The sequence below is a fragment of the Coleofasciculus sp. genome (assembly GCF_046539235.1).
Lineage (GTDB): Bacteria > Cyanobacteriota > Cyanobacteriia > Cyanobacteriales > Coleofasciculaceae > Coleofasciculus.
In genome coordinates, this window is the sequence record NZ_JBKHHI010000065.1 from 1 (window position 1) to 22002 (window position 22002).

At 46.7% G+C, this 22002-nt stretch carries 18 protein-coding genes and 2 pseudogenes; 9 read left to right on the forward strand and 11 right to left on the reverse strand.

The genetic code is table 11. From position 1 onward, the window contains the following. The 3 genes from ACLFWI_RS08310 to ACLFWI_RS08320 all read right to left on the reverse strand — a co-directional run. On the reverse strand, positions 1-222 hold a 222-nt coding region (locus ACLFWI_RS08310), incomplete at its 3' end, for a hypothetical protein (protein WP_446412553.1). Between the two features lie 257 nt (positions 223-479). Continuing rightward, on the reverse strand, positions 480-2489 hold the full coding sequence (locus ACLFWI_RS08315) for a mechanosensitive ion channel domain-containing protein (RefSeq protein WP_446412554.1): 2010 nt from the start codon (positions 2487-2489) through the stop codon (positions 480-482). Positions 2490-2512: 23 nt separating this feature from the next. Beyond that, positions 2513-3055 carry an FHA domain-containing protein gene (locus tag ACLFWI_RS08320; protein WP_446412555.1) on the reverse strand — a complete coding sequence of 181 codons (543 nt, stop codon included), beginning with the start codon at positions 3053-3055 and terminating at the stop codon, positions 2513-2515. A 231-nt stretch (positions 3056-3286) separates the two neighbouring features. Here ACLFWI_RS08320 and ACLFWI_RS08325 point away from each other — a divergent pair, with 231 nt between their 5' ends. Beyond that, the gene (locus ACLFWI_RS08325; RefSeq protein ID WP_446412556.1) at positions 3287-5323 is read left to right on the forward strand and encodes a protein kinase domain-containing protein; all 2037 of its coding nucleotides are present in this window, start codon (positions 3287-3289) and stop codon (positions 5321-5323) included. A 919-nt stretch (positions 5324-6242) separates the two neighbouring features. Then, positions 6243-7541, forward strand: a complete 1299-nt coding sequence (locus tag ACLFWI_RS08330; RefSeq protein WP_446412557.1) for an ABC transporter ATP-binding protein — start codon at positions 6243-6245, stop codon at positions 7539-7541. Positions 7542-7714: 173 nt separating this feature from the next. Here the strand turns inward: ACLFWI_RS08330 and ACLFWI_RS08335 are convergent, their stop codons facing one another. From ACLFWI_RS08335 to gltD, 4 genes and pseudogenes are all read right to left on the reverse strand, one after another. Further along, positions 7715-8347: a Uma2 family endonuclease gene (locus tag ACLFWI_RS08335; RefSeq protein ID WP_446412558.1), complete on the reverse strand. Its 633-nt coding sequence runs from the start codon at positions 8345-8347 to the stop codon at positions 7715-7717. A 149-nt stretch (positions 8348-8496) separates the two neighbouring features. Further along, positions 8497-8613, reverse strand: a pseudogene (locus ACLFWI_RS08340) (Uma2 family endonuclease); the annotation flags it as partial. Between the two features lie 39 nt (positions 8614-8652). Further along, complete coding sequence (locus ACLFWI_RS08345) at positions 8653-10479, reverse strand: AAA-like domain-containing protein (protein WP_446412559.1); 1827 nt, start codon at positions 10477-10479, stop codon at positions 8653-8655. Positions 10480-10828: 349 nt separating this feature from the next. Then, entirely contained in the window at positions 10829-12316 is a 1488-nt protein-coding gene (gene gltD, locus ACLFWI_RS08350; protein WP_446412560.1) for a glutamate synthase small subunit, read from the reverse strand. Between the two features lie 851 nt (positions 12317-13167). Here gltD and ACLFWI_RS08355 point away from each other — a divergent pair. Further along, positions 13168-13347, forward strand: a complete 180-nt coding sequence (locus tag ACLFWI_RS08355; RefSeq protein ID WP_446412561.1) for a helix-turn-helix domain-containing protein — start codon at positions 13168-13170, stop codon at positions 13345-13347. On the opposite strand, the pseudogene mutT reads toward ACLFWI_RS08355, so the two are convergent. The 3 genes and pseudogenes from mutT to ACLFWI_RS08370 all read right to left on the reverse strand — a co-directional run. After that, positions 13328-14019: pseudogene (gene mutT, locus ACLFWI_RS08360) on the reverse strand (8-oxo-dGTP diphosphatase MutT); the annotation flags it as partial. The gene ACLFWI_RS08355 and the pseudogene mutT sit on opposite strands and share 20 nt — an antisense overlap. Before the next feature lie 150 nt (positions 14020-14169). Beyond that, the gene (locus tag ACLFWI_RS08365; protein WP_446412562.1) at positions 14170-14511 is read right to left on the reverse strand and encodes a DUF760 domain-containing protein; all 342 of its coding nucleotides are present in this window, start codon (positions 14509-14511) and stop codon (positions 14170-14172) included. Positions 14512-14637: 126 nt separating this feature from the next. Beyond that, on the reverse strand, positions 14638-15597 hold the full coding sequence (locus tag ACLFWI_RS08370) for an RNA polymerase sigma factor, RpoD/SigA family (protein WP_446412563.1): 960 nt from the start codon (positions 15595-15597) through the stop codon (positions 14638-14640). A gap of 423 nt (positions 15598-16020) precedes the next feature. On the opposite strand from ACLFWI_RS08370, the gene ACLFWI_RS08375 reads away from it, so the two are divergent. The 4 genes from ACLFWI_RS08375 (at position 16021) to ACLFWI_RS08390 (ending at position 19111) form a co-directional block, all read left to right on the forward strand. Next, entirely contained in the window at positions 16021-16659 is a 639-nt protein-coding gene (locus ACLFWI_RS08375) for a histidine phosphatase family protein (RefSeq protein WP_446412564.1), read from the forward strand. A 13-nt stretch (positions 16660-16672) separates the two neighbouring features. Then, positions 16673-17713 carry a glucokinase gene (locus tag ACLFWI_RS08380; protein WP_446412565.1) on the forward strand — a complete coding sequence of 347 codons (1041 nt, stop codon included), beginning with the start codon at positions 16673-16675 and terminating at the stop codon, positions 17711-17713. 226 nt (positions 17714-17939) lie between these two features. Then, positions 17940-18494, forward strand: a complete 555-nt coding sequence (gene cysC, locus ACLFWI_RS08385; RefSeq protein WP_446409045.1) for an adenylyl-sulfate kinase — start codon at positions 17940-17942, stop codon at positions 18492-18494. A gap of 239 nt (positions 18495-18733) precedes the next feature. Further along, entirely contained in the window at positions 18734-19111 is a 378-nt protein-coding gene (locus ACLFWI_RS08390) for a DUF423 domain-containing protein (RefSeq protein ID WP_446375047.1), read from the forward strand. A gap of 70 nt (positions 19112-19181) precedes the next feature. Here ACLFWI_RS08390 and ACLFWI_RS08395 read toward each other — a convergent pair whose 3' ends face one another. Continuing rightward, positions 19182-19694, reverse strand: coding sequence for a hypothetical protein (locus ACLFWI_RS08395; RefSeq protein ID WP_446412566.1), 513 nt, complete (start codon positions 19692-19694; stop codon positions 19182-19184). Between the two features lie 590 nt (positions 19695-20284). Between ACLFWI_RS08395 and ACLFWI_RS08400 the strand changes: the two genes are divergently transcribed. Both ACLFWI_RS08400 and ACLFWI_RS08405 read left to right on the forward strand, forming a co-directional pair. After that, on the forward strand, positions 20285-20461 hold the full coding sequence (locus tag ACLFWI_RS08400; RefSeq protein WP_446412567.1) for a hypothetical protein: 177 nt from the start codon (positions 20285-20287) through the stop codon (positions 20459-20461). Positions 20462-20513: 52 nt separating this feature from the next. Beyond that, positions 20514-22002: glycoside hydrolase family 10 protein (locus ACLFWI_RS08405; protein ID WP_446412568.1), on the forward strand; the 1489-nt coding region annotated here is incomplete at its 3' end.

Genomic DNA, 22002 nt, shown 5'->3' on the forward strand with positions numbered 1-22002 from the left:
ATCTCCCGGCGTCATCGTTTCATCTCCCGGCGTCATCGTTTCATCTCCGGGTGTCGTTTCATCTCCGGGTGTCATCGTTTCATCTCCGGGTGTCATCGTTTCATCTCCCGGAGTTGGCTCTTCTACACCCGTTCCTTCAGGTGTAGTTGTATCAGTCTGACAAGCTCCCAGCAATGATGTCAAACCCAACAACAGTGAAAAAGCGATAATCTTCAGCTTCACAGCATTACCTCCTAAAATTTTCCCAATTCAACCTTCTTACCGGGGTAATCAAGTTGCTTATACGTTTCTACTTGGCGTTAATCGCCGTTAAACCCTTAAACAGCCCTGAATTTTTCGGGTTCATCTGCCAATTTAAACTCAAAAAGTAAAAAACTCGATAAAACCGCCCAATAGTTTCCGCCTTGCCATAAAACCCGTAGCCACTCCGGTAGGCATCACCCTGTCATGAATCCGATCTCCGATACCCTAACTTCATGTCATACCAGACGATCATCCCGATAAAATCGATAAAATGAATAATCATCTTGAAACGGATAATCATCAATAACATGATGGATAATACCGCTATCAATCAAAATTTGTCCGATGCGAATCGCTTCTTGTCGAGAACCCTGAGTCCGTTGTGCTAGCCATTCCACGGCTTCTGCACCAATGAAGCATTGAGGATAAAGATTTCCTCGATAGCGACGATCTTTTATTTCCACACCATCTGCACCCCGCATTGCTGCAACTAATGCTTCAATTTCTGTCTCGGTTAAGGTTTTGGCTGGAGTGATTGTCCGGGATACTGATCCGGATATCTCAGTCGTAGTCGCGAGGGACTCTTGTGGTTGAGAATGGGAAGTATGGTTTGATTGATCACCATTCGTCGGCTCAATTGATCGAGGAGACGATGTTGATGCATCCCGATATAATAACAGGTTGAAAATTTCGTCAAGTTTAGGCGATCGCAGATGTAAATCCCGCTGCGGAAAGGGAATCTCAATCGTATGATGGCGCAGACAGGCTTCAATCCGATAGTTGAGATCACTTTTCACTTTAAACTGTTTCTTCGGTTCTCCTGTCCACACCAGTAAATCAAAATCCAAGGAACTCTCCCCAAACCCTTGAAACCATACCTGAGGCGGCGGTTGCAGCAGCACTTCGGGATGATTTTTGACAGCTTCTATTAACGCGGTTTGGACTTTATCGATATCTGATCCATAAGCCACACCCACAGGAATCCGCAGCCGAGAAATCGGATTCCCATGACTCCAGTTAATTACCTCAGTCTCTAAAAAGCGGGAGTTGGGTACGATAATCGTCACTTGATCTAAGGTACAAATCTCCGTACTGCGTGCGCCGATGCGTTCTACGGTTCCCAGTAATTCACCGACTTTGACAAAATCACCAATTTGGATGGGGCGTTCAAAGGTGATAATAATCCCGCTAATAAAGTTATTGGCAATATTCTGGACGCCAAAACCAATCCCCACACCGAGGACACTAGCAATAATGGTTAAAGACCCAACATCTAAACCCCAAATTTGTAACAGGACAATCAATCCGAGAAAGGTGAGAACATACTGAGTCAGGACAGTAATCACCTCTTGCAATCTGGGTTCAGCCCCGGTGTGGGCTAAGACATAGGATTTAAACAGCTTAGTCAGAGAACTAACCGCAAACCACAATCCAACAGTCAAGCCCAAAAGCAATAGTAATTCTAGGGCAGAATATTTGCTACTACCCAAGCTAATCACTGGCGCATTAAGAATACCAAAAACCTTAGCGATAAAATCGAAGAACTCATAGCGCCAAATCCGACTGGCGGGAAACAAATCGGTCACATAATAGGCGATCGCGATCCATAATCCGCCCTGTAACCCTAGTCGGGCTAGGCGCACCATGAATTGGGCGGGATCTTCCCAGGCGTGAAACGAGGAGGTGGGTTGTCCTAGCCACACTCTCAAGCGATGAGACACCCATTTTCCCAGAAACAGTAAACCAACATGAATCGCGATCGCCACCAGTATCGCCCCAAGGACAAAGCCTAACGCCTGACGAATATAGGCGGGCGATCGCTCAAATTTGGCTTGTACTAATGCCCTCTCCAGAATATCCTGCCAAATCTGGGCTTGCCGATAAGCGGTTAGTTCTGGTAGCAAATCTGCGTCTGTCACGGTTAGTAGATGGTGTGAACCGGGCTGGGAAAGAATCGTTGTCCGTCCCGCCTCCTGATTCACTTCAATGCTGACAGGATTAGGCGATCGCACCACTTGCGCCAACGCTTCGTTGATCCGCCTAGCACGATTTTCTGCTGTAAAGTTATTATTTAAGCTTCTCACCTGTAATAAAACGCGACCGTCTAGCACCACAGGTGCTTTGTCATTACTATTCGTTGGAGAAGTCTGAGCAAAGGTGGGAACTGGGTTGAGTGTCAGCAGCAACGTCAGTAAAGCCAACAGGATAAACCGCCAACGCCGCCCTATAGTTGTTAATCGATTCATATATGCTTGTCTCAACCTATATTTCAAAGACGACTACTAGACGGCGATGTGGGCGAAGGTTGAGGGCGCGATTGCTCCAGAATGGTGCTAGCTATCGCCCAAGCCCCAAATGTGGTCAACAACAGAACTCCGATCCCAATCGCCCAGATCACCACTTTTTGTTGGGGGATAGACTTCATCGACGGCGTAAAGCTGGATACGTTGGGACTTTGAGCAGTAGCATTTAGGTCATTGCTGCGGAGTAATGTTGCTGTCATCTTATAGGGACCCATCCGGAGGGTATCCTTAAACGAAATGGGTTGATTGGCTTGGCGCAGCGGTCGTCCATTCAGAAATGTACCGTTAGCACTGCGTTGATCGGTAATATAGATCTGGTTATTTTCCACCGTAATCAGGACATGAAACCGCGAGATCTCTGGGTGGGCAAGTTCCAACCGAGAAACCGACTTTCCCCCCCAATACTCTGGCATCTGATCAAATTCTCGACCGATCGCGATTGGTGGGGCTAATAGCGATCGCTTGACTTCCCCAGTTTCTGGATCTTCCCAGGTTAATTGAATATACATAGACGTGGCAGACCTCAAACACCTGTTATAGTAATGGTTCCCGTTTTTTTGGGCGAAACCGAAACAGCAACGCCTGCTATCACGTCAAACGCTTTGGGTATTGGATTTAACAATTCGGCAAAAAAATCTGGACAAAGGTAACTATGATTAGGTCACTATCCAAATCATATCGTTAAAAATAATTACGATAATAGGTCAAGGATTCATTTTTCCTGTAATGAGCGGTAGGGTATGAGCTTCAATCTTTTCCGTCGATTTCAATCCACGAATACGGATCAACCCCTCGGTGGACGCTATAAAATCGAGCGTCAACTGGGAATAGGCGGATTTGGTCAAACCTTTTTGGCGCAAGACCTCCACTTGCCTGGACACCCCCAATGCGTGATTAAACAGCTTCAACCCAAAACCACTGACCCCGCTAGCCTAGAAACCGCCAGACGCTTGTTTGACACCGAAGCTCAAGTCCTCTATCAACTGGGTAATCATGACCAAATTCCCCGGCTGCTGGCACATTTTGAAGAAAATCAGGAATTTTATCTAGCACAAGAATTAATTCTTGGCAATCCCCTCACCCAGGAATTGAAAAAAGGTCAGCAATGGTTAGAATCTAAAACCATTGCCCTACTAGAGGATATTCTCCAGGTTTTGGCGTATGTCCATGAGCAAAATGTGATTCATCGCGATATCAAACCCTCTAATCTGATTCGCCGCCAACAGGATGGCAAAATTGTCCTAATTGATTTTGGTGCGGTGAAGCAAGTTACCACTCAATTTAGTCATCCTCAATCGGGACAAACCAATTTAACTATTTCCATTGGCACCCAAGGCTATGTTCCCAAAGAACAGTTAGGTGGACAACCCCGGTTTAGTAGTGATGTGTATGCGGTGGGTATATTAGGGATTCAAGCCTTAACTGGAACTCATCCCAGACTGCTGCGGGAAAATCCGGAGACGGGAGAAATTCAGTGGCGTGATTTAGCACCTCATGTTAATCTCAACCTGGCGGAGATTCTGGATCAGATGATTCGGTATGATTTCCGCGATCGCTATCAAACTGCTATGGAAGCCTTAGACGCCCTGCAACGTCTCTCCAGCGATATTCCAGCCTCCGATACAACGCAACGATTACCTGATTCCTCAGACACCACAGCATCGCTTCCAGAACATTCAAAGCCTTCTCAAGAGCAGGAGAGAGGTTTGGAGAGAGGTTTTCCAGATTCCCCAGCCACATCCCCCTCAGACACCAGTACCACTCAGTTACCCGAAACGTGGCGGAATTCCCAACCCGGATCAGGGAGTTCAGTCCCTACAATTGTTACACCCGGTTCCAACCCAAAACGAGGGCTTAATCTTTGGTGGGTTGTGGCAATTTTAGGCATTGTCGGCGGAATTGCTGGAGTCGCGACAACATTGCTGATTCCCCAGCTTACCAGCCAAACGACGAATCAGAGTCAGGAATTAACTGCTAATTCTGGGAACTCTGCAACTCAACCCTCCCCCACATCATCCCTTGAATCTTCCCCCACGGATGAGACAACGACGAATCCCAGTTCAGACTCAGAATCACCTACCTCTGAACAGCCTACTCCTGATACACCAAAACCAGGTGAACCACCCTCTCGAGCTAGTTCACCGGAAACAACTCCCACCCCTTCTCCTCAAAAGTCACCGATAGTTACTCAAAATTCGGCTACCCCAAAACCAACAACGCCGACGCCAACTCCCGTGGCGCAAAAGCCGACAAACGTTGAGCCAACACCATCCCCGGTTCCATCGGCTTCTCCTGCGCCAAAACCCCAAGTGGATACAGCAACGGCACAAACCCATTGGCAACGCTGCTATGATTTAAACACCCAGCAGCGTCCAACTGAAGCGATTCAGGCGTGCGATCGCGCTTTGGCAATTAACCCTGATTATCCGGAAGCATTATGGAGTAAAGGCGCGGCGTTGGATCAATTAGGAAGACACCAAGAAGCATTAAACCTCTACGAAAAAGCCACAACCCTGAAGCCAGATTTTGCCGAAGCCTGGATTAATCAAGGTGTTGCTTTGATTTTATTAGGTCAATCGGAGAAAGCGATTCCTATTCTTGATCGCGCCACTCAGCTTAAACCCAATTCCGCCAACGCTTGGATTAATAAAGCCGAAGCCTATATGGAATTAGAACGATTTGATGACGCGATCGCATCTTTGAAAAAAGCGCTAGAAATTCAACCCAATAACGAATATGCTGCAACCATGTTAATCGCCGCCGAAGCGAAAAAATGAAACCGCTATTTTAACGGGGGTTAGAAGAAGCCCGGAACTAAAGTTCGGGCTAAAAGCTAAAACCCGTTAAAACGGGTTAAAAGATGTATAGCAAGTCGCTAGGCGTGTATTTACAACTCCCTTCTCTGAAGCTGAGTCCAGATGGGATGTTCGTACAAACAAAGTGTAACTAGACCAGCGCGAAGCGCTATAGCTTGGGCAAGAGTGAAAAACCTGGAAATGTTTATATTATTCCTTGATGAATTTGTCGAATATATGGCTGCATATCGGCGTTAACTGGATACTTAAATTGCTGATAATGAAGCCACTTTAAAGGAAAATATATCGACGTGAACTGATATAATTTGAATCTTGATTATCTAGAAACCTATCACCTTTAGTTTAAACGGTAGGGGCGACCCGCTTGCATCAATTAACAACGCCCCTCCACTCAATGTGATCGGGTCGCCCTTTACTCAACCCCATCATAAAGTCAATTGTAATGGTGTGACACAGCTAAAATAGTGGAATAGGTTGTAGTTTTATCTGAGTCAATTTATTATTCTCAATCAAGGGAACTCCTGAACAAGTAAACTGAGAAAAGCCTTAGCGATCGCAGATGAAAAAATTCACTTCAAGTTTGGAGTTTGTAGTCAGCGCTTTAGCGCTGATGGTACTAAAGTACCAACTACGAACCCAGTTTGATAACCTGCTTCTCACCGAGGACTTGGGTTCGAGACTTCAGTTCATGACGCAAAGGAACATAGTAGTATAGTTACCTCTAAGTAGTCGGATCAAAGAAAACGGCACTATACTAAGTTTTGTAAATAGTCCTCAAACCCTTACAAAGGACAAATGACAAATGACAAATGACGATCCCCACCGTTAACTTTAATTGTCCCCACCTACTTATCACTGTCGCTCATCCCCAGTCACCATCGTGTCCCAGGTTGTTCTCGAAAACGTCTACAAAAGCTTTCCTAGTCGCCAGGAGGGGTCAACTGTCGCGCCTGTGACGACAGAACCCTTGCTCACACCTAGCGATGAAGCGCCACTGGTAGCCGTTGCTCAATCGCCTCCGTCATCGGGAACCGCGAATGTTTTGCGGCGGATTAATCTGAGAGTCTACGATGGCGAGTTTATGGTATTGGTGGGTCCTTCGGGTTGTGGCAAAAGTACCCTGTTGCGGGTGATTGCGGGATTAGAGGAATTAACCGGCGGGAAAATTTGGGTGGGCGATCGCCTGGTGAATGATTTGCCCCCAAAAGCCCGTAATATCGCCATGGTGTTTCAAAATTATGCCCTTTATCCTCACCTGACGGTCTATGATAATATTGCCTTTGGCTTGCGGCGGACATCGGTGGGATTAGCCTACGAAAAGCCTAACACCGAGATGCCGCTTTGGGTGGAGAATGCTTTAATTAGGATGACGCGATCGCTCCCTAAAGGATGGCGCTATTTCTCCGATCGCGAACGGGCGATTGATGATCAGGTGCGCTATGTCGCCAAACTCCTACAAATTGAACCTCTGCTGCATCGACTCCCCAAACAGCTATCTGGGGGACAAAAGCAACGAGTCGCCCTGGGACGCGCGATCGCTCGGAATCCCCAAGTCTTTCTCATGGATGAACCCCTCTCCAATCTAGACGCCAAACTCCGCGCCCAAACCCGTAGTCAAATCGTGCGCTTACAACGCCAATTAGGTACTACAACCCTCTATGTCACCCACGATCAAACTGAAGCCATGACCATGGGCGATCGCATCGCAGTAATGAATCAGGGGGAAATCCAGCAAATTGCCCCTCCCCTCGAACTCTATAACCACCCCGCTAATCAGTTTGTCGCCGAATTTATCGGTTCTCCGCCGATGAACTTTATTCCTGTTCAAATTAAAGCCCCTCTCCTGATTCAGCATCGCCAATTTCGGCTCACGCTTCCAGAGGTTTGGCAACCCTTTCTGCAAGAGTATGATGGACGTTCTTTAATTCTAGGAATTCGTCCTGAACATTTGAGTGTAAGTGTTCCCGCCCCGAAAAACTTATCGGTCACTGTTGAACAAGTCGAAGCCTTGGGCAATGATACCTATTTATTAGTGAAACTGGATCGAAAAACCCGGTTACAAGCCAGAATTCCCGCCGATAATCTCGTCAAAGTTGGCGATCAAATTTGGTTATCGATTAATGCGGATAAAGTTCATTTCTTTGATGAAAGAACAGGTAAAGCGATTCGGTCTAATTAGGGTCTGCTGTAGGGAGTGGTGAGGTGAGGGGAAGATGGGGAAGATGGGGAAGATGGGGAAGATGAGGAAGATGGGGAAGATGAGGAAGACACAAAAAGTGTGGGTAGGAGGGAACAGTAGTGCGTTAAGCGAAGCCATGCCGCAGGCTTTGCGTCTCGCTCGCTATTGGTTTTTCACCGAAAACTCAGAGTAAAAACTTGTTGTGGAGAGAAATTAAACAGGGGAAACATTGGCGAAACAATGGGAGTGTTTTCTGTAAATGGAGTCATCAGATATTCTCCCTCAACCAAAGTATTAACAAAAAATGTAGGTTGTTTGGGGGAGCCAATAAACTTTCTGGGTCCTAATGCGGCATAATCGACAATCCAATATTCCTCAATACCCATTTCTTCATAATCTCTAAGTTTATTATAATAATCGTCACGCCAATTCGTTGAAACAACCTCGACTATTAATTTAACTGAATCAGGATTTTGAATAATCGATTCACTTTCCCACCGGGGTTCTCCATCAAGAACATCTTGATTCAAAACGATGATATCGGGTTCATAACCTGATTTTTCCCGTTTGGGTTTAACAATGGATTCTCTAGGAATCGTCCAAATGCCACCTTGCCCCATTTGCCGGATAATTATAAAGAGTTGTTCGATCAGGGAACCTGTTAGAGTTGAATGTTTTCCCTTGGGTTTGGGCATTTCGATAATTACTCCGTCATGCAGTTCGTACCGAACGTCTGAGTTTTCGGGATACCAGTTGATAAATTCATCAAAGCTATAGAGTTGGGGTTGAGTTTGGGCTTGAGTCATCGTTGATATCAGGTGTTGGGTGTTATACCAAAATTGCTATAAATTGATAATTTCTGCCTTGTAATTTATCGTTGTTCTCAAAAGTAGTGGAAGAGATTTACAGGTTTAATGGGCGCACGTCTGTGCGCCCCTACGGTTTCTACCCTCGCTCACACCTCTGGTTCAATTCCCGCCGCTCGTAACTGCGCGATCAACGCTTGAACTCGTTGTCGTTCTTGTTCCACTAATTCTACCCCCCAAGGCAAAAGTTGCCCAGATTCATCCCACTATTCCCTGTTCCCTGTTCCCTATTCCCTGTTCTCTGTTTATGAATCATGAACACGATGCAAACGCAGCCGGAAATATTGACAATACAAATCGCACCGAGGCGTCACCTCATTCCCTTGCAGATTTACCAATCCCATACTGTGCAACTTAAATCCTTGCATCGGTTCCAATTGTATGGGATAATCAGCCGCAACCACTTTCTTCAGGGCAGTAGCTAATTCAGGATGTTGGGATAAATTCCACATAAGTCGCCGCAAATGATCGCCATACAATCCAGCATCCGTTGGTGCTGTAGCCAACAGTTGAGCTAAGGTAATCTCTTGACGGGCGATCGCGTACAGCGCCAATCTTACTAAATAGGGATGACCCCCAACCATTGCCATTAATTGTTCCACCTGATTCGATTCCCAAGCTAATCCGTGACGCTGGGCTAAATCTTGGACTTGTTCGACTGCAAATTCCGGTAAATCAATCGGTAATCCCACATTAAATGGAGACTGATTAATATCCATGGGAATATAGGCTTCCGTTGAATGCACCACGACTAATCGCAATTTACGCCATATTTCCCGATTTTTCGCCTCTTCATGCCACGATCGCAATAAGCCAAAAAAATCAGCGGTGAGTTCAGGATAATGAAACACCCGATCCACTTCATCTAACCCTAACACCAACGGTGTGGCAATCGTTGCCAATAAATACCGCTCAAAATAGGACTTACAACTCACCTTACTCCCAAAGATTTTACTCCAATACTTATCCAAGCGATCGGGTAATTGCAGTTCTAGAGTAATCACTGCACAAAACCACTGCAAGAAGCGATCTAAATTCGTAAAAACATTACTATCCGCTAATTGAAAACTTAACGGAACTGTGGCATAATTAAGCTGAGTTCCCCGATGTAAAATCCGTGCCATTAACGAGGTTTTTCCCATTTGTCGCGGCGCTTTAATTCGGATTAAGGAACCCGGTTTAGCCACCGCTTCATAGCAACGTTGTTCAACACCAGGGCGTTCCACATAAAACGCCGAGGCTAATTCGACTTGTCCTCGGGGTAATTCTGGTTCGGCGACAGGTTGAGGGGGATGATTGGGGGTGAGGGAATAGGCACTGGGAAACGTCGAGGATTTGTGATCGCCCTCTGTCGTAATGGTTGGTTGATCAGTAAAAAGCCAATCCCGAACTGAGTTTAACACAATCGGCGTATCTTCAGGCGATCGCCACTCCTGCTGGGACACCCCTTTGAGATAACCGCGTAAGTCATGGTTAAGTAATGTCCAGGGGCAATTAATCCGAATCGCCAACATCTCCGGTTTCCCCTCTGGATGTTGATCCCGCCGCCGTTTTACCCACTGCACCTCTTCGGTTACCATCTCACTCGACGCGGCTAGAGGGGACAATAATAACACCACGCGATCGCAGAGGTTTAATTCGGTATAAATTTGCTGCAATCCCTGAGTTGCCATGCGGCGACTAGCATTGGCAATGAAAACTTGACACCCTTGGGCAGTTAACGCCGTTTCTAATTGTATAGCAAGGCTTTTATCGGGGTCATTTCCACAATGATAACTGAGGATAACCTGAGGCTGATTAGTCGCCGCCAGAGTATCCCCTGGGATTAAATTGGGTAAATTGTGAGCAATGGCAGTAATTAACTTAGAACGGTGAGACGAGCCTTTATCTTCATTATTGTTTAGGGCAAAAATCTGACAGATATTCTGGATATGTTTTCGCACCGTTCCTTGAGAAATACAGAGTTCCGCCGCAATTTCTCCATCATTTTTCCCGGCGACAAATTGCTGTAAAACTTCCTTTTGTCGCGGTGTTAGTTTAGTAAATGCGTTGGTGAACTCTTGCTGTTCCATTCCCCTGAACTAATAGGTTAATTGTCGGGACAGGTTTAGCCACAATTGTCGGGGCGGGTTTAGCCACTCAAACGACTTGTCACTAATAAATGAACAACAAAACCCGCCCTCCCCACTCCCCCTTCCGTGCCAAAAAAGCGAAGCATCCTTTGTCCTCCCCCCTGCCAAAAAAGCGAAGCATCCGCTGTCATCCCCTCTCTTGTAGGGGGGAACGAGGGGGGTTGGGAAGGGGGCTGGGGGGTTAGGTTTTTCCAATTCGCCAGCAGTATCCCCCTTTGAAAGGGGGGAAATATTGGGAGAAGGGGAACCCGAACCATCATAAAAGACGCGCCATGACTCGTCTGGAACCTTAACCTGGCAAATCTGTACTCCCCATCAAATAGCGATCGCACTCACGGGCAGCACCTCGACCTTCGTTGAATGCCCAAACCACCAAACTCTGACCCCGGCGACAGTCACCAGCGGCAAAGACACCGGGAATACTGGTGGCATACTTCCCATAATCGGCTTTGATATTACTCCGGGCATTGCGTTCTAAACCCAAGGCATCCAGCAGAGGTTGTTCGGGTCCGAGGAAACCCATCGCTAATAGAACAAGTTGGGCAGGAATCACTTTTTCTGTACCCGCAACCGGACTGGGAATAAATCGACCTTGCTCATTTTTCTGCCACTCGATTGTTACCGTATGCACTGCTTTTACCTGTCCTTCCTCATCCCCCTCAAACTTAGTCGCAGTGGTGAGATAGGAACGGGGATCAGCGCCAAACTTCGCCGCCGCTTCTTCCTGCCCGTAATCCATACGATAAATCTTAGGCCATTCGGGCCAGGGATTGTCGGGGGCGCGTTCTAGGGGCGGCTGGGGCATGATTTCCAGTTGCGCCAGACTCTTACACCCATGACGCAGGGAAGTACCAACGCAGTCAGTACCCGTGTCACCCCCGCCGATAATCACCACATCTTTGCCTTCAGCGGAGATAAAGTTGCCGTTTTTGCTGTTATCTAAAAGCGCTTTGGTATTGGCAGTCAGGAAATCCATGGCGAAGTGGATACCTTTTAACTCCCGCCCTTCGATGGGTAAGTCCCGTGGCTTGGTTGCGCCCGTGCAAAGGATTACGGCGTCAAATTCTTTGACTAGATTCTCGGTGGGGAAGTCTTTACCTACCTCGGTGTTGCAGATAAACTTAACCCCTTCTTGTTCAAGCTGGTCAAGGCGACGCTGGACGACTTGCTTTTTGTCCAGTTTCATGTTAGGGATGCCATACATGAGTAAGCCGCCGGGACGATCTGCCCGTTCAAATACGGTGATCCAATGACCGGCTTTATTGAGTTGGGCAGCCGCACAGAGTCCAGCCGGTCCAGACCCCACAATCGCGACTTTTTTCCCGGTGCGCTTGGTTGGAGGTTCGGGTTCGACCCAGCCTTCCTCCCAGCCTTTGTCAATAATCGAACATTCGATATTTTTGATGGTCACGGGTGGGTTATGGATACCCAGGACACAGGAACCCTCACAGGGCGCTGGACAAACACGACCGGTGAATTCGGGGAAGTTGTTGGTTTTGTGCAAGCGATCGAGTGCTTCGCGCCATCGACCTCGATAAATTAGGTCGTTCCACTCTGGGATCAGGTTGTTGATTGGGCAACCGCTTGCCATACCCTTGAGCATGGTTCCGGTATGGCAAAAGGGTGTGCCGCAGTCCATACACCGCGCCGCCTGAGTTTGGAGTTTTTCCTCTGGCATGGGCAGATGGAACTCGTCCCAGTTGCCAATGCGACTGTCGGGTTGCAGTTCTGAGGGCAATTCGCGCAGATATTCGATAAAGCCAGTTGGTTTTCCCATAGTGATGCCTCAAGTTTAGAGTAGGGTATAGTTGTGGCTAAGGTGTCATTCGCTAAATTGGCGATGGTGATGCAGTCCCTAGATTATTTTGGCGGCAAATCCTCACCAATCAGTTGTTGACGGTGGCTTGTGACCAACTAAGCGGATGGAAGACTGTCTATAGACGTTAAAAGCAACATCTGTACCAAGTCAAAAGTCAAAATCAGAGATATTTTGTAGTCTTTGTTACTGTTTGTCAATCATTTTGGCGTTTAAATGCCAGGTTGAGTTTAATAAAAGGTTAGATTTACGGCGGTTCAGTGGCTAGGATTCATTAAGGTAATGGTTCTCATTGAAGACGGCTAGAGATAGGATACAAAATAATTGCTTCTAGGTTTTCATATTTTCACATTTTTTTATAAAGTCACCCCCGTTTCGTTGGTGTCGGTTATTGTGAGCAATTTTATTATGTAAGCACTTCAAAGCCCGAATAAACCGTCATTTATTCTCGCCAGGATCGCCAAAACTTAAATAATACAAGCATACCCCAATGACCTAATTTTCTGAACTCGAACCGGGGCTGATTTGACAAAATAGCATTTTTATGATTTTAGTACCAATCAGGGCAGGATTACGCCGTCACGACTGATAAGCTGTCACGCATTTAAATTGGGAATGGGTAGGCAGCAAGATGCTCCTGGGTAGCGAGCAAGATGCAAAGCCTGCGGCATGGCTTCGCTAAACGCACTACGGCAAGGATTTCGTCATGATTGACATTAAGGTTTAAATGCCAAACAGCTTACCAAGTTGCAGTTAAAAGGGAGTGAGTATGACTTCTGAGTAAGCAAAGGAGTGTAACAGGCAAGGAGCGTTTGCAAATGCTCTACTGGCTCAAACGGGGTATTGCCAAGAATCACAAGGAGCTGGCGCAGTTGCTCCAGCGCAATGAAGCGACAATCAGCCGATGGCTTTTGAAGTATCATTGCGGTGGTTTAGCTGGAACCAACAGTTTTGCCAATTATCACATCAAGACTACAGAGAATTGGTATTAGTAATAGAATCAACAGAGTTTGGCTGAGTTTGTCCGGAAGATCTCAATGCTGCAATAATCTGAATATTAGCCTTGGGAAACGGAAACTGGTCAATTTCCTCTAGGGTTACCCAACGGATTTCATCACATTCCAGGGCTTGAGGCACACCTGATAGATGACGAGAGTGATGGACAATCAACGTCACGCGAAAATGGCTATAGGCATGATCAACCGTGATTACGCGATCGCCTACTTCAATCTCAATTCCCAATTCTTCCCGAATTTCCCGCTTAATACAGTCTGCCACAGTTTCATCTGGCTCAATTTTGCCGCCAGGAAACTCCCATAATCCACCCAGTAACCCTTGAGCAGGGCGGCGGTCAATTAAAATTTGTCCTTGGTCATTCCAAATCACGGCAACACCAATGATTTTGTGAGGTAAGGGGGTAGAGGCTTCACGCATGGGTAACTTAGATGCAATACCTCGATTGTACGCCTGACAGTGACTCTGCCAAGGACAATGGGAACAATCGGGGTGTTTAGATTCCCATCCAGAATCGGCACAGGTTGATTAAAAGCGGCGCTGAGAATTCCGCCTGCAGTGGTTCGACCAATTCCTGGTAATGCTAAAACATCACTCAGTTGATCTGGAAAAATTCCCCTGTAGTCCATTCCTATCCGGTCTAAAGCTTGCCCTCGAGCGAAGCGAAGGGACACGGAGTTTCCTGCGACGAAGGATGTTTTATGAAATCGGCAGCCCAGCGAATGAGTCTGCCGATTTTCGATTTCGTCCCAATTATCCTATTTCCTGTAGATGACTGTCTTTTCTTCTGCCTTCTTACTCTAGCCAGCATCTGCGCCGGAGGAATCGGTCTTTTGCAACGATTTCTCAAATGTCATGCGTTGTTCAGCTTTGCGTAGGAAATAACCACTGACCATTGCTGAGGCTAACAAACGTCCTAGATTCTCGCGGTTAGTATTAATAGTGACATCAAAATGGTCTGAAGGAATATTACCCAACAATCCCATCACATTACGTTCCATGACCTGAAACACATCAGCCGAAGTAGGTTTAGATAAATGGGAAACGGTTTCTGGACTCAACGATTGTACGTACTCCCACAAAAGATTATTGTCTCCATCGCCTTCAAAAAATTCTGAGACGCGATCAGATTTGTTTTTCACCGTTTACCTCCGAGCAACAGGTCTCTATCTGTCATCGTAACTTAACCAGGGATAATTGATAATCAGGTAGGTAGAACCGAACCCATAATATCGGGTTGTCTCATCAGACCAATGACATAAGACCAACTAACTCACCGCAATATATTCACGCATATCGGCTTGGCGCTTGCGAAGCTTAGACAGCGCTTCCCGTTCAATTTGGCGGACTCGTTCCCGGCTGATTTTGAGTTGATCCCCAATCTTGGCAAGTGTCATGGGTTGACCATCGACTAGACCAAAGCGTAGCATTAGCACTTCACGTTGCTGCTCGGTTAAATCCGCCATTAGCTTCTCCAGATCGACTTGCATGGCTGAATAGGTAGCAAAATCTTCTGGCGAAGGTCCGCTATCTTCGAGCAGTTCTCCTAATTCCGTATCTTGATTATCGCCGACTCGTAGATCTAACGACAGAGGTTGACGCGCTTTCTCCAGGTACTCCCGGACTTGCTTGGGTGTCAGGTCTAATTCTGTCGCCAATTCCGATATGGTGGCGGCACGCCCTAGCTTTTGGGAGAGTTGGCGCTGGGCTTTTTTGATTTTGTTCAGCTTTTCGGTGATGTGGATTGGTAAGCGAATCGTTCGTCCTTTTTCTGCGATCGCACGGGTAATCGCTTGACGAATCCACCAGTAGGCGTAGGTGGAGAAACGATACCCTTTAGTCGGGTCAAATTTTTCCACACCCCGTTGCATGCCAATCGTACCTTCCTGAATCAAGTCCAGCAAGTCTACATTGCGCTTGATATATTTCTTGGCTACGGAAACCACCAGACGTAAATTGGCTTCCACCATCTTGCGCTTAGCCGTTTGACCCGCCCTGATGCACGATTGTAACTCGGCTTCCGATAGGGACGAGGCTTTTGCCCACTCACACAGCGTTGGTTCGTAACCCAATTGTTCAAACAGCGACTCTTTGGTTTGCTCTAAGGCATTTAAACGCTGTACTTGTTTTCCGTATAATATCTCTTGCTCGTGGGTCAACAGGGGTACACGACCAATTTCTTGGAGGTAAGTGCGGACAAGGTCTGTAGAGGTCTGAGCAGTTTTCATCGCGATCGCTATATCTGTATTATGAGTGGAGTTCAAACAACTAAGCTCCTTTTCAGGAGGGTTCACCTCAGGCTGGGGTGAACGATTCTCTATGAGAGAAATGTTAAGTTTTATTTCAATAGGGGAAAATAGATTGATTAGAAAACTCGAAATGCGTATGACTGGGTGAGTTAAAGCCCCCATCCCTAACCCAGATTTAGAATTTGCTATACTATCCGATTTGTTTTTGCCTCTGCTTATTGCATAGGTTATATCTGATCACTAGCTAACACTTCGTTAAATACTGTAACATATCTTAATCAAAAGCCGTCCATCTAGAGCTGGGGAAGATGGGGAGGGTGTAGAGACGTAGCCTGCTACGTCTCTACCTTACCCTGTACCCTGTACCCTGTACCCTATTCCCTGACAAAGGACATAAGACGAATGACTCAAACCCTCTGGATTGCCAGACATGGAAATCGCCTCGACTTTGTTAACCCTGACTGGTTTAACACAGCCGAACATCCTTATGATCCCCCGTTATCGGACGATGGCGTTGGTCAAGCGCGGGAGTTAGGTCAACGATTACGCGGGGAGAGGATTAAGCACATTTTTGCCTCACCGTTTTTGCGAACGGTACAAACCGCGAACCAAATTGCTCAGATTTTGGACTTACCCATTAAGATGGAGGCGGGTTTGAGTGAATGGCTGAATCCGGAATGGATGAGAACAGAGCCAGAAAGACTGTCTGTTGAGGAATTACAACAGCGTTTTCCCTGTATTGATTCGGGTTATACCTCCCGCGTCATCCCTCAGTATCCAGAAACAAATGAGAAAGTGCTAGAACGCACCGCTCAAACAGCTCGCCTGCTGACCACAGAATTCGGAGACGATATCTTATTAGTGGGGCATGGTGCTTCGGTCGTCGGTGCGACCTGGGGATTAATTCCGGGTCAACCCGAAGTGAACGCCGCTTTATGCTGTTTAGTCAAACTCGTGCGTCATGAGGAAAAATGGGTGATGGAACTCAACGGGGATACTTCCCACCTCAGTCAAACTGAAGACGTGATTCGATTTCATTAAAGTATAAGATTCTATGACATTAATACTGGCAGGAGATATCGGCGGGACTAAAACGATTTTGCGACTGGTGGAGGATTCAGAGTCGGAATCGTTATCGGTTCTCCATGAAGCCCGTTACCCTAGCCGTGATTTCCCTGACTTAGTACCGATCGTGCAAAGGTTTCTATCAGAAGCCGGACAGAAGCTGCAGCGAAAACTGACCATGGAAAAAGCCTGTTTTGCGATCGCAGGTCCTGTGGTCAACGATACCTCTAACTTGACCAATTTAGCGTGGGTGTTGGACGCTAGACGGTTAGAGGAAGAACTCGCGATCGCTAAAATCACTCTGCTCAATGATTTTGCGGCGGTTGGCTACGGGATTCTCGGTTTAGAGGCGGATGATTTATGTACGCTACAACAGGTTAATCCTCAATCGGATGCGCCAATTGCGGTCATTGGTGCAGGTACAGGGTTAGGACAAGGATTTCTGATTCAGAACCAGGACAGGTATCAGGTTTTCGCTTCCGAAGGCGGACATGCGGATTTTGCTCCCCGCACTGAACTGGAGTTCCAACTTTTACAGTATTTACGCGAGAAGTACGATATTCAGCGCATTTCCGCCGAACGAGTCGTTTCCGGTCAAGGAATTGTCGCCGTTTACCAGTTTTTGCGCGATCGGCAATTTGCCCACGAATCCCCAGAAATTGCCCAAGTCGTTAAAACCTGGGAACGGGAAATGGGACGCAGTGAGAAAAGTGTTGATCCGGCGGCGGAGATTTCTAAAGCAGCGTTGCAAAAGAGCGACCATCTCAGTGAACAAACTTTAAAAATGTTTGTGGAAGCTTACGGTGCTGAAGCCGGAAATCTGGCGCTCAAACTCTTACCCTACGGGGGGTTATATATTGCTGGCGGGATTGCGGCTAAGATTTTGCCCTTGATGCAGGATGGTAGTTTCTTGCGAACCTTTACGGAAAAAGGTCGGGTCAGTCCCCTGCTGGAAAAGGTTCCGGTTCATATTGTGATCAACTCCCAGGTTGGGCTAATTGGTGCAGCAATATGCGCCTCTCGATTGTAAGTTGCTCAAAACGTTTTCGGTTGGGGAGCATGTCACCTTTTTCGGTTGGGTTCTTGGAACAATAGAGTTAAACTATTGTCAATTCCTTGACTCAGGTTAAAATCTAGGTCTGATCATCAAACAAGCTGTTATTCCAGAAAACAGACGTTTGACGATGAGTGTTTCACCTGAGAAAACAGGATAAATTGTACTTACAGTAGGCTTTAGGATAGCGACAGAAATAATCATGAATCAGCGCGGTGTAACGATATGGTTCACGGGTCTAAGTGGTGCAGGTAAAACCACGATTACCCAAGCATTAGCCAAAACCTTGCAAGAGAAGGAGTGTAAGCTAGAAGTCTTAGACGGCGACATTGTTCGTCAGAATCTCACCAAAGGCTTGGGCTTTAGCAAAGAAGACCGCGACGAAAATATCCGTCGCATTGGTTTTGTGTCTCACCTACTGACCCGCAATGGTGTAATCGTTTTGGTATCTGCTATCTCGCCCTACCGGGCAATTCGAGAAGAGGTACGCCAAAAAGTTGGTGATTTTCTAGAAGTTTATGTTAATGCTCCCCTGGCAACCTGTGAAGAACGAGATGTCAAGGGATTATATAAACGCGCCCGCGCTGGAGAAATTCTTGGGTTTACCGGAATTGATGATCCTTACGAACCACCACTCAACCCAGAAGTGGAATGCCGCACTGATCAGGAAGAGTTATCTGAGAGTGTAGCCAAAGTTTGGCAAAAGCTGGAAGAATTGGGTTATTTACCCAAGCAACTTGCCGTAGAAGGCGCTTAGTATCGCTTGGTGTATACCTCGCACAGTCAGAGTCTGTCATTCTGAGTCCTGAGCGAAGCGAAGGAACTGAAGCGGAGTGAAGAATCTCACAAGATGCTTGGCTGCACTCCGTTCCGTGAACCATGACAAAAGCTCAGTTTGTGACCGTGAACAGTGTAACCACATCCGTCACCAGAAGTAGAGACGTTCCGGCGGAACGTCTCTAAGAAATTAATAAAAATCCTAATATGAAATTAATGATAACTCGGATTTTTTTAGGTGTTGCTGCCCTGTTCGGCGGTTTATCTGTCGCCGCTGGAGCTTTTGCTTCTCATGGGTTGAGAGAAAAACTGAGTGAACGGGCGTTGGAAATTTTTGAAACGGGTAGTCGTTATCAAATTTATCATTCCCTAGCGTTGCTCATCGTGGCATTGCTGCTTTCTCGCGCTGAAACTCCCTCATCTCCCCTCATCGCCGCTGGAATCGCTTTTATTGTGGGCATCGCTATTTTTTCCGGCAGTCTATACGCCCTGAGTTTAAGTGGTATTAAATGGTTGGGTGCTATTACTCCACTAGGGGGAGTCGCCTTGATCCTGGGATGGGGATGTTTAGCGATCGCAGCGTGGAATTTTAAATAATAAACCAGATTTTCCGCATAATCTTGATAGGTAAGCCATCTATGACTCTATCACATTCTGTGCTTATTTGTTATCTTCCATGAACACAAGCCATCTTGTAAGTTTGCTGAAAAGCCCTGTGGTGACAACAACATTCCAACCGCAGGGGATTCGCTGCCCAACTTTTAAAATCAGGGGCTAGTCGAATCATCTTTTGCAAGATTGTATCATCGATCCATAAAACAAGTGGAAAAGGAAACTGTTTGCGAAACTCTTCACGCACTAGATTAGTCGCACTCAAGACTTGATCAACAGCAACCACCGAATCAAGACCAAAGACAACTACAGCCGGAGGTGGTGGTTCATCCACGGCTGCGCGTATTGCCGTAAACAGAGTATCCACGGAGTTAGGCAGGATCACACCCTGAATGGGAAGTGCAGAGAATTCTTGTAACTGGTTTAATACGGATAGTGGTTGGGGTGAAAACTTGCAGCACACCAAAATCAGGGCAAAATGACCTTGGGACATAATGATTGCTCTGGCAAGCTTTCTCAGGGATTGTCCGTTATTGGCGTTGAAAGCTTGTGCTTCTATATTAGTCATAGGAAGATGCTGACAGTTTTTCCTAATTTGAATGCTTGGATTCTATCTAAGTTTTCCCTAGTAATTATTTGTATTTTTAAATAAAAAATTAATCCAACTTCCTAATTTCTAATAAATATTAGGGGATGAATGAGTATGAACCGATAGAGGACAACAAGGTGTCGGTCTCCCAATTCGTTTCATTGTAATAAAACTTAACATTTTTATCCAGTTCAGATTTTCTGAGCTAGGGCGGACGGTTCTAGTGCAGCATGGCTCTAAATAGCTGACCAGCTAATCTCCCCAGTTCTCCCGCACCTGGAACCCTCCTGCTCCCTCTTGTTTCCCCGTCTTGTCATCCTGAACCTTTCCACTCATTTAACGCCAAGTTTTGTTAACCTAGCCGATGGAGATGAGTTCAGCCGTTTAAGGTTCTTTATCCCAAAACCTGGTGGGGAAATCATGAGGAAATGGGGGATATCGGCTAAGATTCCTGACCTAAAGACAATATTACTCACAAAATACACCTTAAATGTGAAATTTTTGGGTAAGTCTTGGGAGTACCCCAGCGGGAAAATGTTGAAAAACTTCAAATATTGTGCCAATTCGCCATGTCATTGACCGACAATACAGAAATGTTTGTAGCCAAAAATACAAAAAGTCTCGCAGCAACGTTCCAAATCAGTCAGAGTCCCAAAACTCAAAACGACTCCCCCAGTCTTGATCCGACAGCCAACGGCGATAAGTCGCTTTGGCAACCTTTGCCTAACTCAGCCAGTCATTCCTGATCACGAAGGTGTGTAGCCCGTCAATAGTGATATCTCTAGATTTGCTCCTTTTATGAAACAGTTGGTCAAAACCTTATTTACAGCCTTTGCCAATGGGCTAGTTGCTTTTAGCCGTGCTTGTGGGCATCAGGCTTGGTTAATGTTTCTGTTTATGTTTGGTTTGTGCTTAGCCTTATGGCTGCCAACCCTAGCTTACGCTCAAACGCGGCTGAGTGATATCCAAGGAAATTGGGCGCAATCGTGCATTGAACAGTTAGCACAGCAGCAGATTATTCGTGGTTATCCAGATGGTCATTTTCAACCCGATTCTCCCGTCACCCGGGCTGAATTTGCCGCCATGCTGGGTCAAGCCTTTCCGAATGCGCCAGAGATACGCACGGGCGGAAAATTTGCCGATGTGCCAACTCGACACTGGGCAAGTCAAGCGATTCGCCAAGCCTATCAAACCGGATTTTTAGCGGGTTATCCGGGTGGACTATTCCAACCCAATCAACCGATCCCCCGTGTGCAAGCCTTAGTCTCTTTAGCCAGTGGGTTGAAGTATGTTCCCCAGCAACCTGCTGTTGAAACCTTGACATCAGCATTTGAAGATGCTAGCACGATTCCCAATTATTCCCAAGGCGCGATCGCAACCGCTGTAGAAAACCAGCTTGTCGTTAATTATCCCAACGTGCAAACCTTTAACCCGAACCAAAATGCGAGTCGGGCTGAAATTGCCGCTTTTTTGTGCCAAGCGACTCAAACCGCTGAGTTGATCCCCTCCCAGTACATTGCCAAAGTCGAGACTCAAGTCCCCAATTCGGCTCAAGCTGAGTTACGGGGGGTGTGGCTGACGAATATTGATAGCCAAGTCTTATTTTCGACTCAAGGCATTACCAACGCCATTCAACGCCTGGATAAACTCAACTTCAACACCGTCTATCCTACCGTTTGGAATTGGGGCTATACCCTCTACCCTAGTCAAGTTGCCGAGGGGGAAATTGGGCGTACGGTGCGGCTAGTGACTCCCTTAGATAAATCCCTTGATCCCAATCAGGGAACCCAAGGACGAGATATGCTCAAGGAAATCATCCAACAAGCCCATCAAAAGGATATGAGGGTGATTCCCTGGTTTGAATTTGGGTTTATGGCACCGGCTGACTCGGAGTTAGCCAAACGTCACCCCGATTGGCTGACGCAAAATCGCCAAGGTGTGAAGATTCAACCAGAAGGAAGTCACGATCGCGTCTGGCTGAATCCCTTTCACCCGGAAGTGCAACAGTTTATCCAGGATTTAGTGGTTGAGTTAGTCAATAACTATGACATTGATGGAATTCAATTCGACGATCACTTTGGCTTGCCCTCTGACTTAGGTTATGATCCCGTGACTGTTAAGCTCTATCAACAAGAGCATCAAGGTCAATCACCCCCTAGTGATCCCAAAGATCCAGAATGGGTGCGCTGGCGGGCGAACAAGATTACCGACTACTTAACCCAACTTTTCCGAGCGATTAAAGCGCAAAAGTCGGATGTGATTATCTCCCTGTCTCCCAACCCTCAAC

Bases quoted from the DNA above. Each gene is read 5' to 3' on its own strand.
- ACLFWI_RS08315 (WP_446412554.1), bottom strand. From the start codon at position 2,489: ATGAATCGATTAACAACTATAGGGCGGCGTTGGCGGTTTATCCTGTTG.
- ACLFWI_RS08320 (WP_446412555.1), bottom strand. From the start codon at position 3,055: ATGTATATTCAATTAACCTGGGAAGATCCAGAAACTGGGGAAGTCAAG.
- ACLFWI_RS08325 (WP_446412556.1), top strand. From the start codon at position 3,287: ATGAGCTTCAATCTTTTCCGTCGATTTCAATCCACGAATACGGATCAA.
- ACLFWI_RS08335 (WP_446412558.1), bottom strand. From the start codon at position 8,347: ATGACTCAAGCCCAAACTCAACCCCAACTCTATAGCTTTGATGAATTT.
- ACLFWI_RS08345 (WP_446412559.1), bottom strand. From the start codon at position 10,479: ATGGAACAGCAAGAGTTCACCAACGCATTTACTAAACTAACACCGCGA.
- gltD (WP_446412560.1), bottom strand. From the start codon at position 12,316: ATGGGAAAACCAACTGGCTTTATCGAATATCTGCGCGAATTGCCCTCA.
- ACLFWI_RS08370 (WP_446412563.1), bottom strand. From the start codon at position 15,597: ATGAAAACTGCTCAGACCTCTACAGACCTTGTCCGCACTTACCTCCAA.
- ACLFWI_RS08375 (WP_446412564.1), top strand. From the start codon at position 16,021: ATGACTCAAACCCTCTGGATTGCCAGACATGGAAATCGCCTCGACTTT.
- ACLFWI_RS08380 (WP_446412565.1), top strand. From the start codon at position 16,673: ATGACATTAATACTGGCAGGAGATATCGGCGGGACTAAAACGATTTTG.
- cysC (WP_446409045.1), top strand. From the start codon at position 17,940: ATGAATCAGCGCGGTGTAACGATATGGTTCACGGGTCTAAGTGGTGCA.
- ACLFWI_RS08395 (WP_446412566.1), bottom strand. From the start codon at position 19,694: ATGACTAATATAGAAGCACAAGCTTTCAACGCCAATAACGGACAATCC.
- ACLFWI_RS08400 (WP_446412567.1), top strand. From the start codon at position 20,285: ATGTCATTGACCGACAATACAGAAATGTTTGTAGCCAAAAATACAAAA.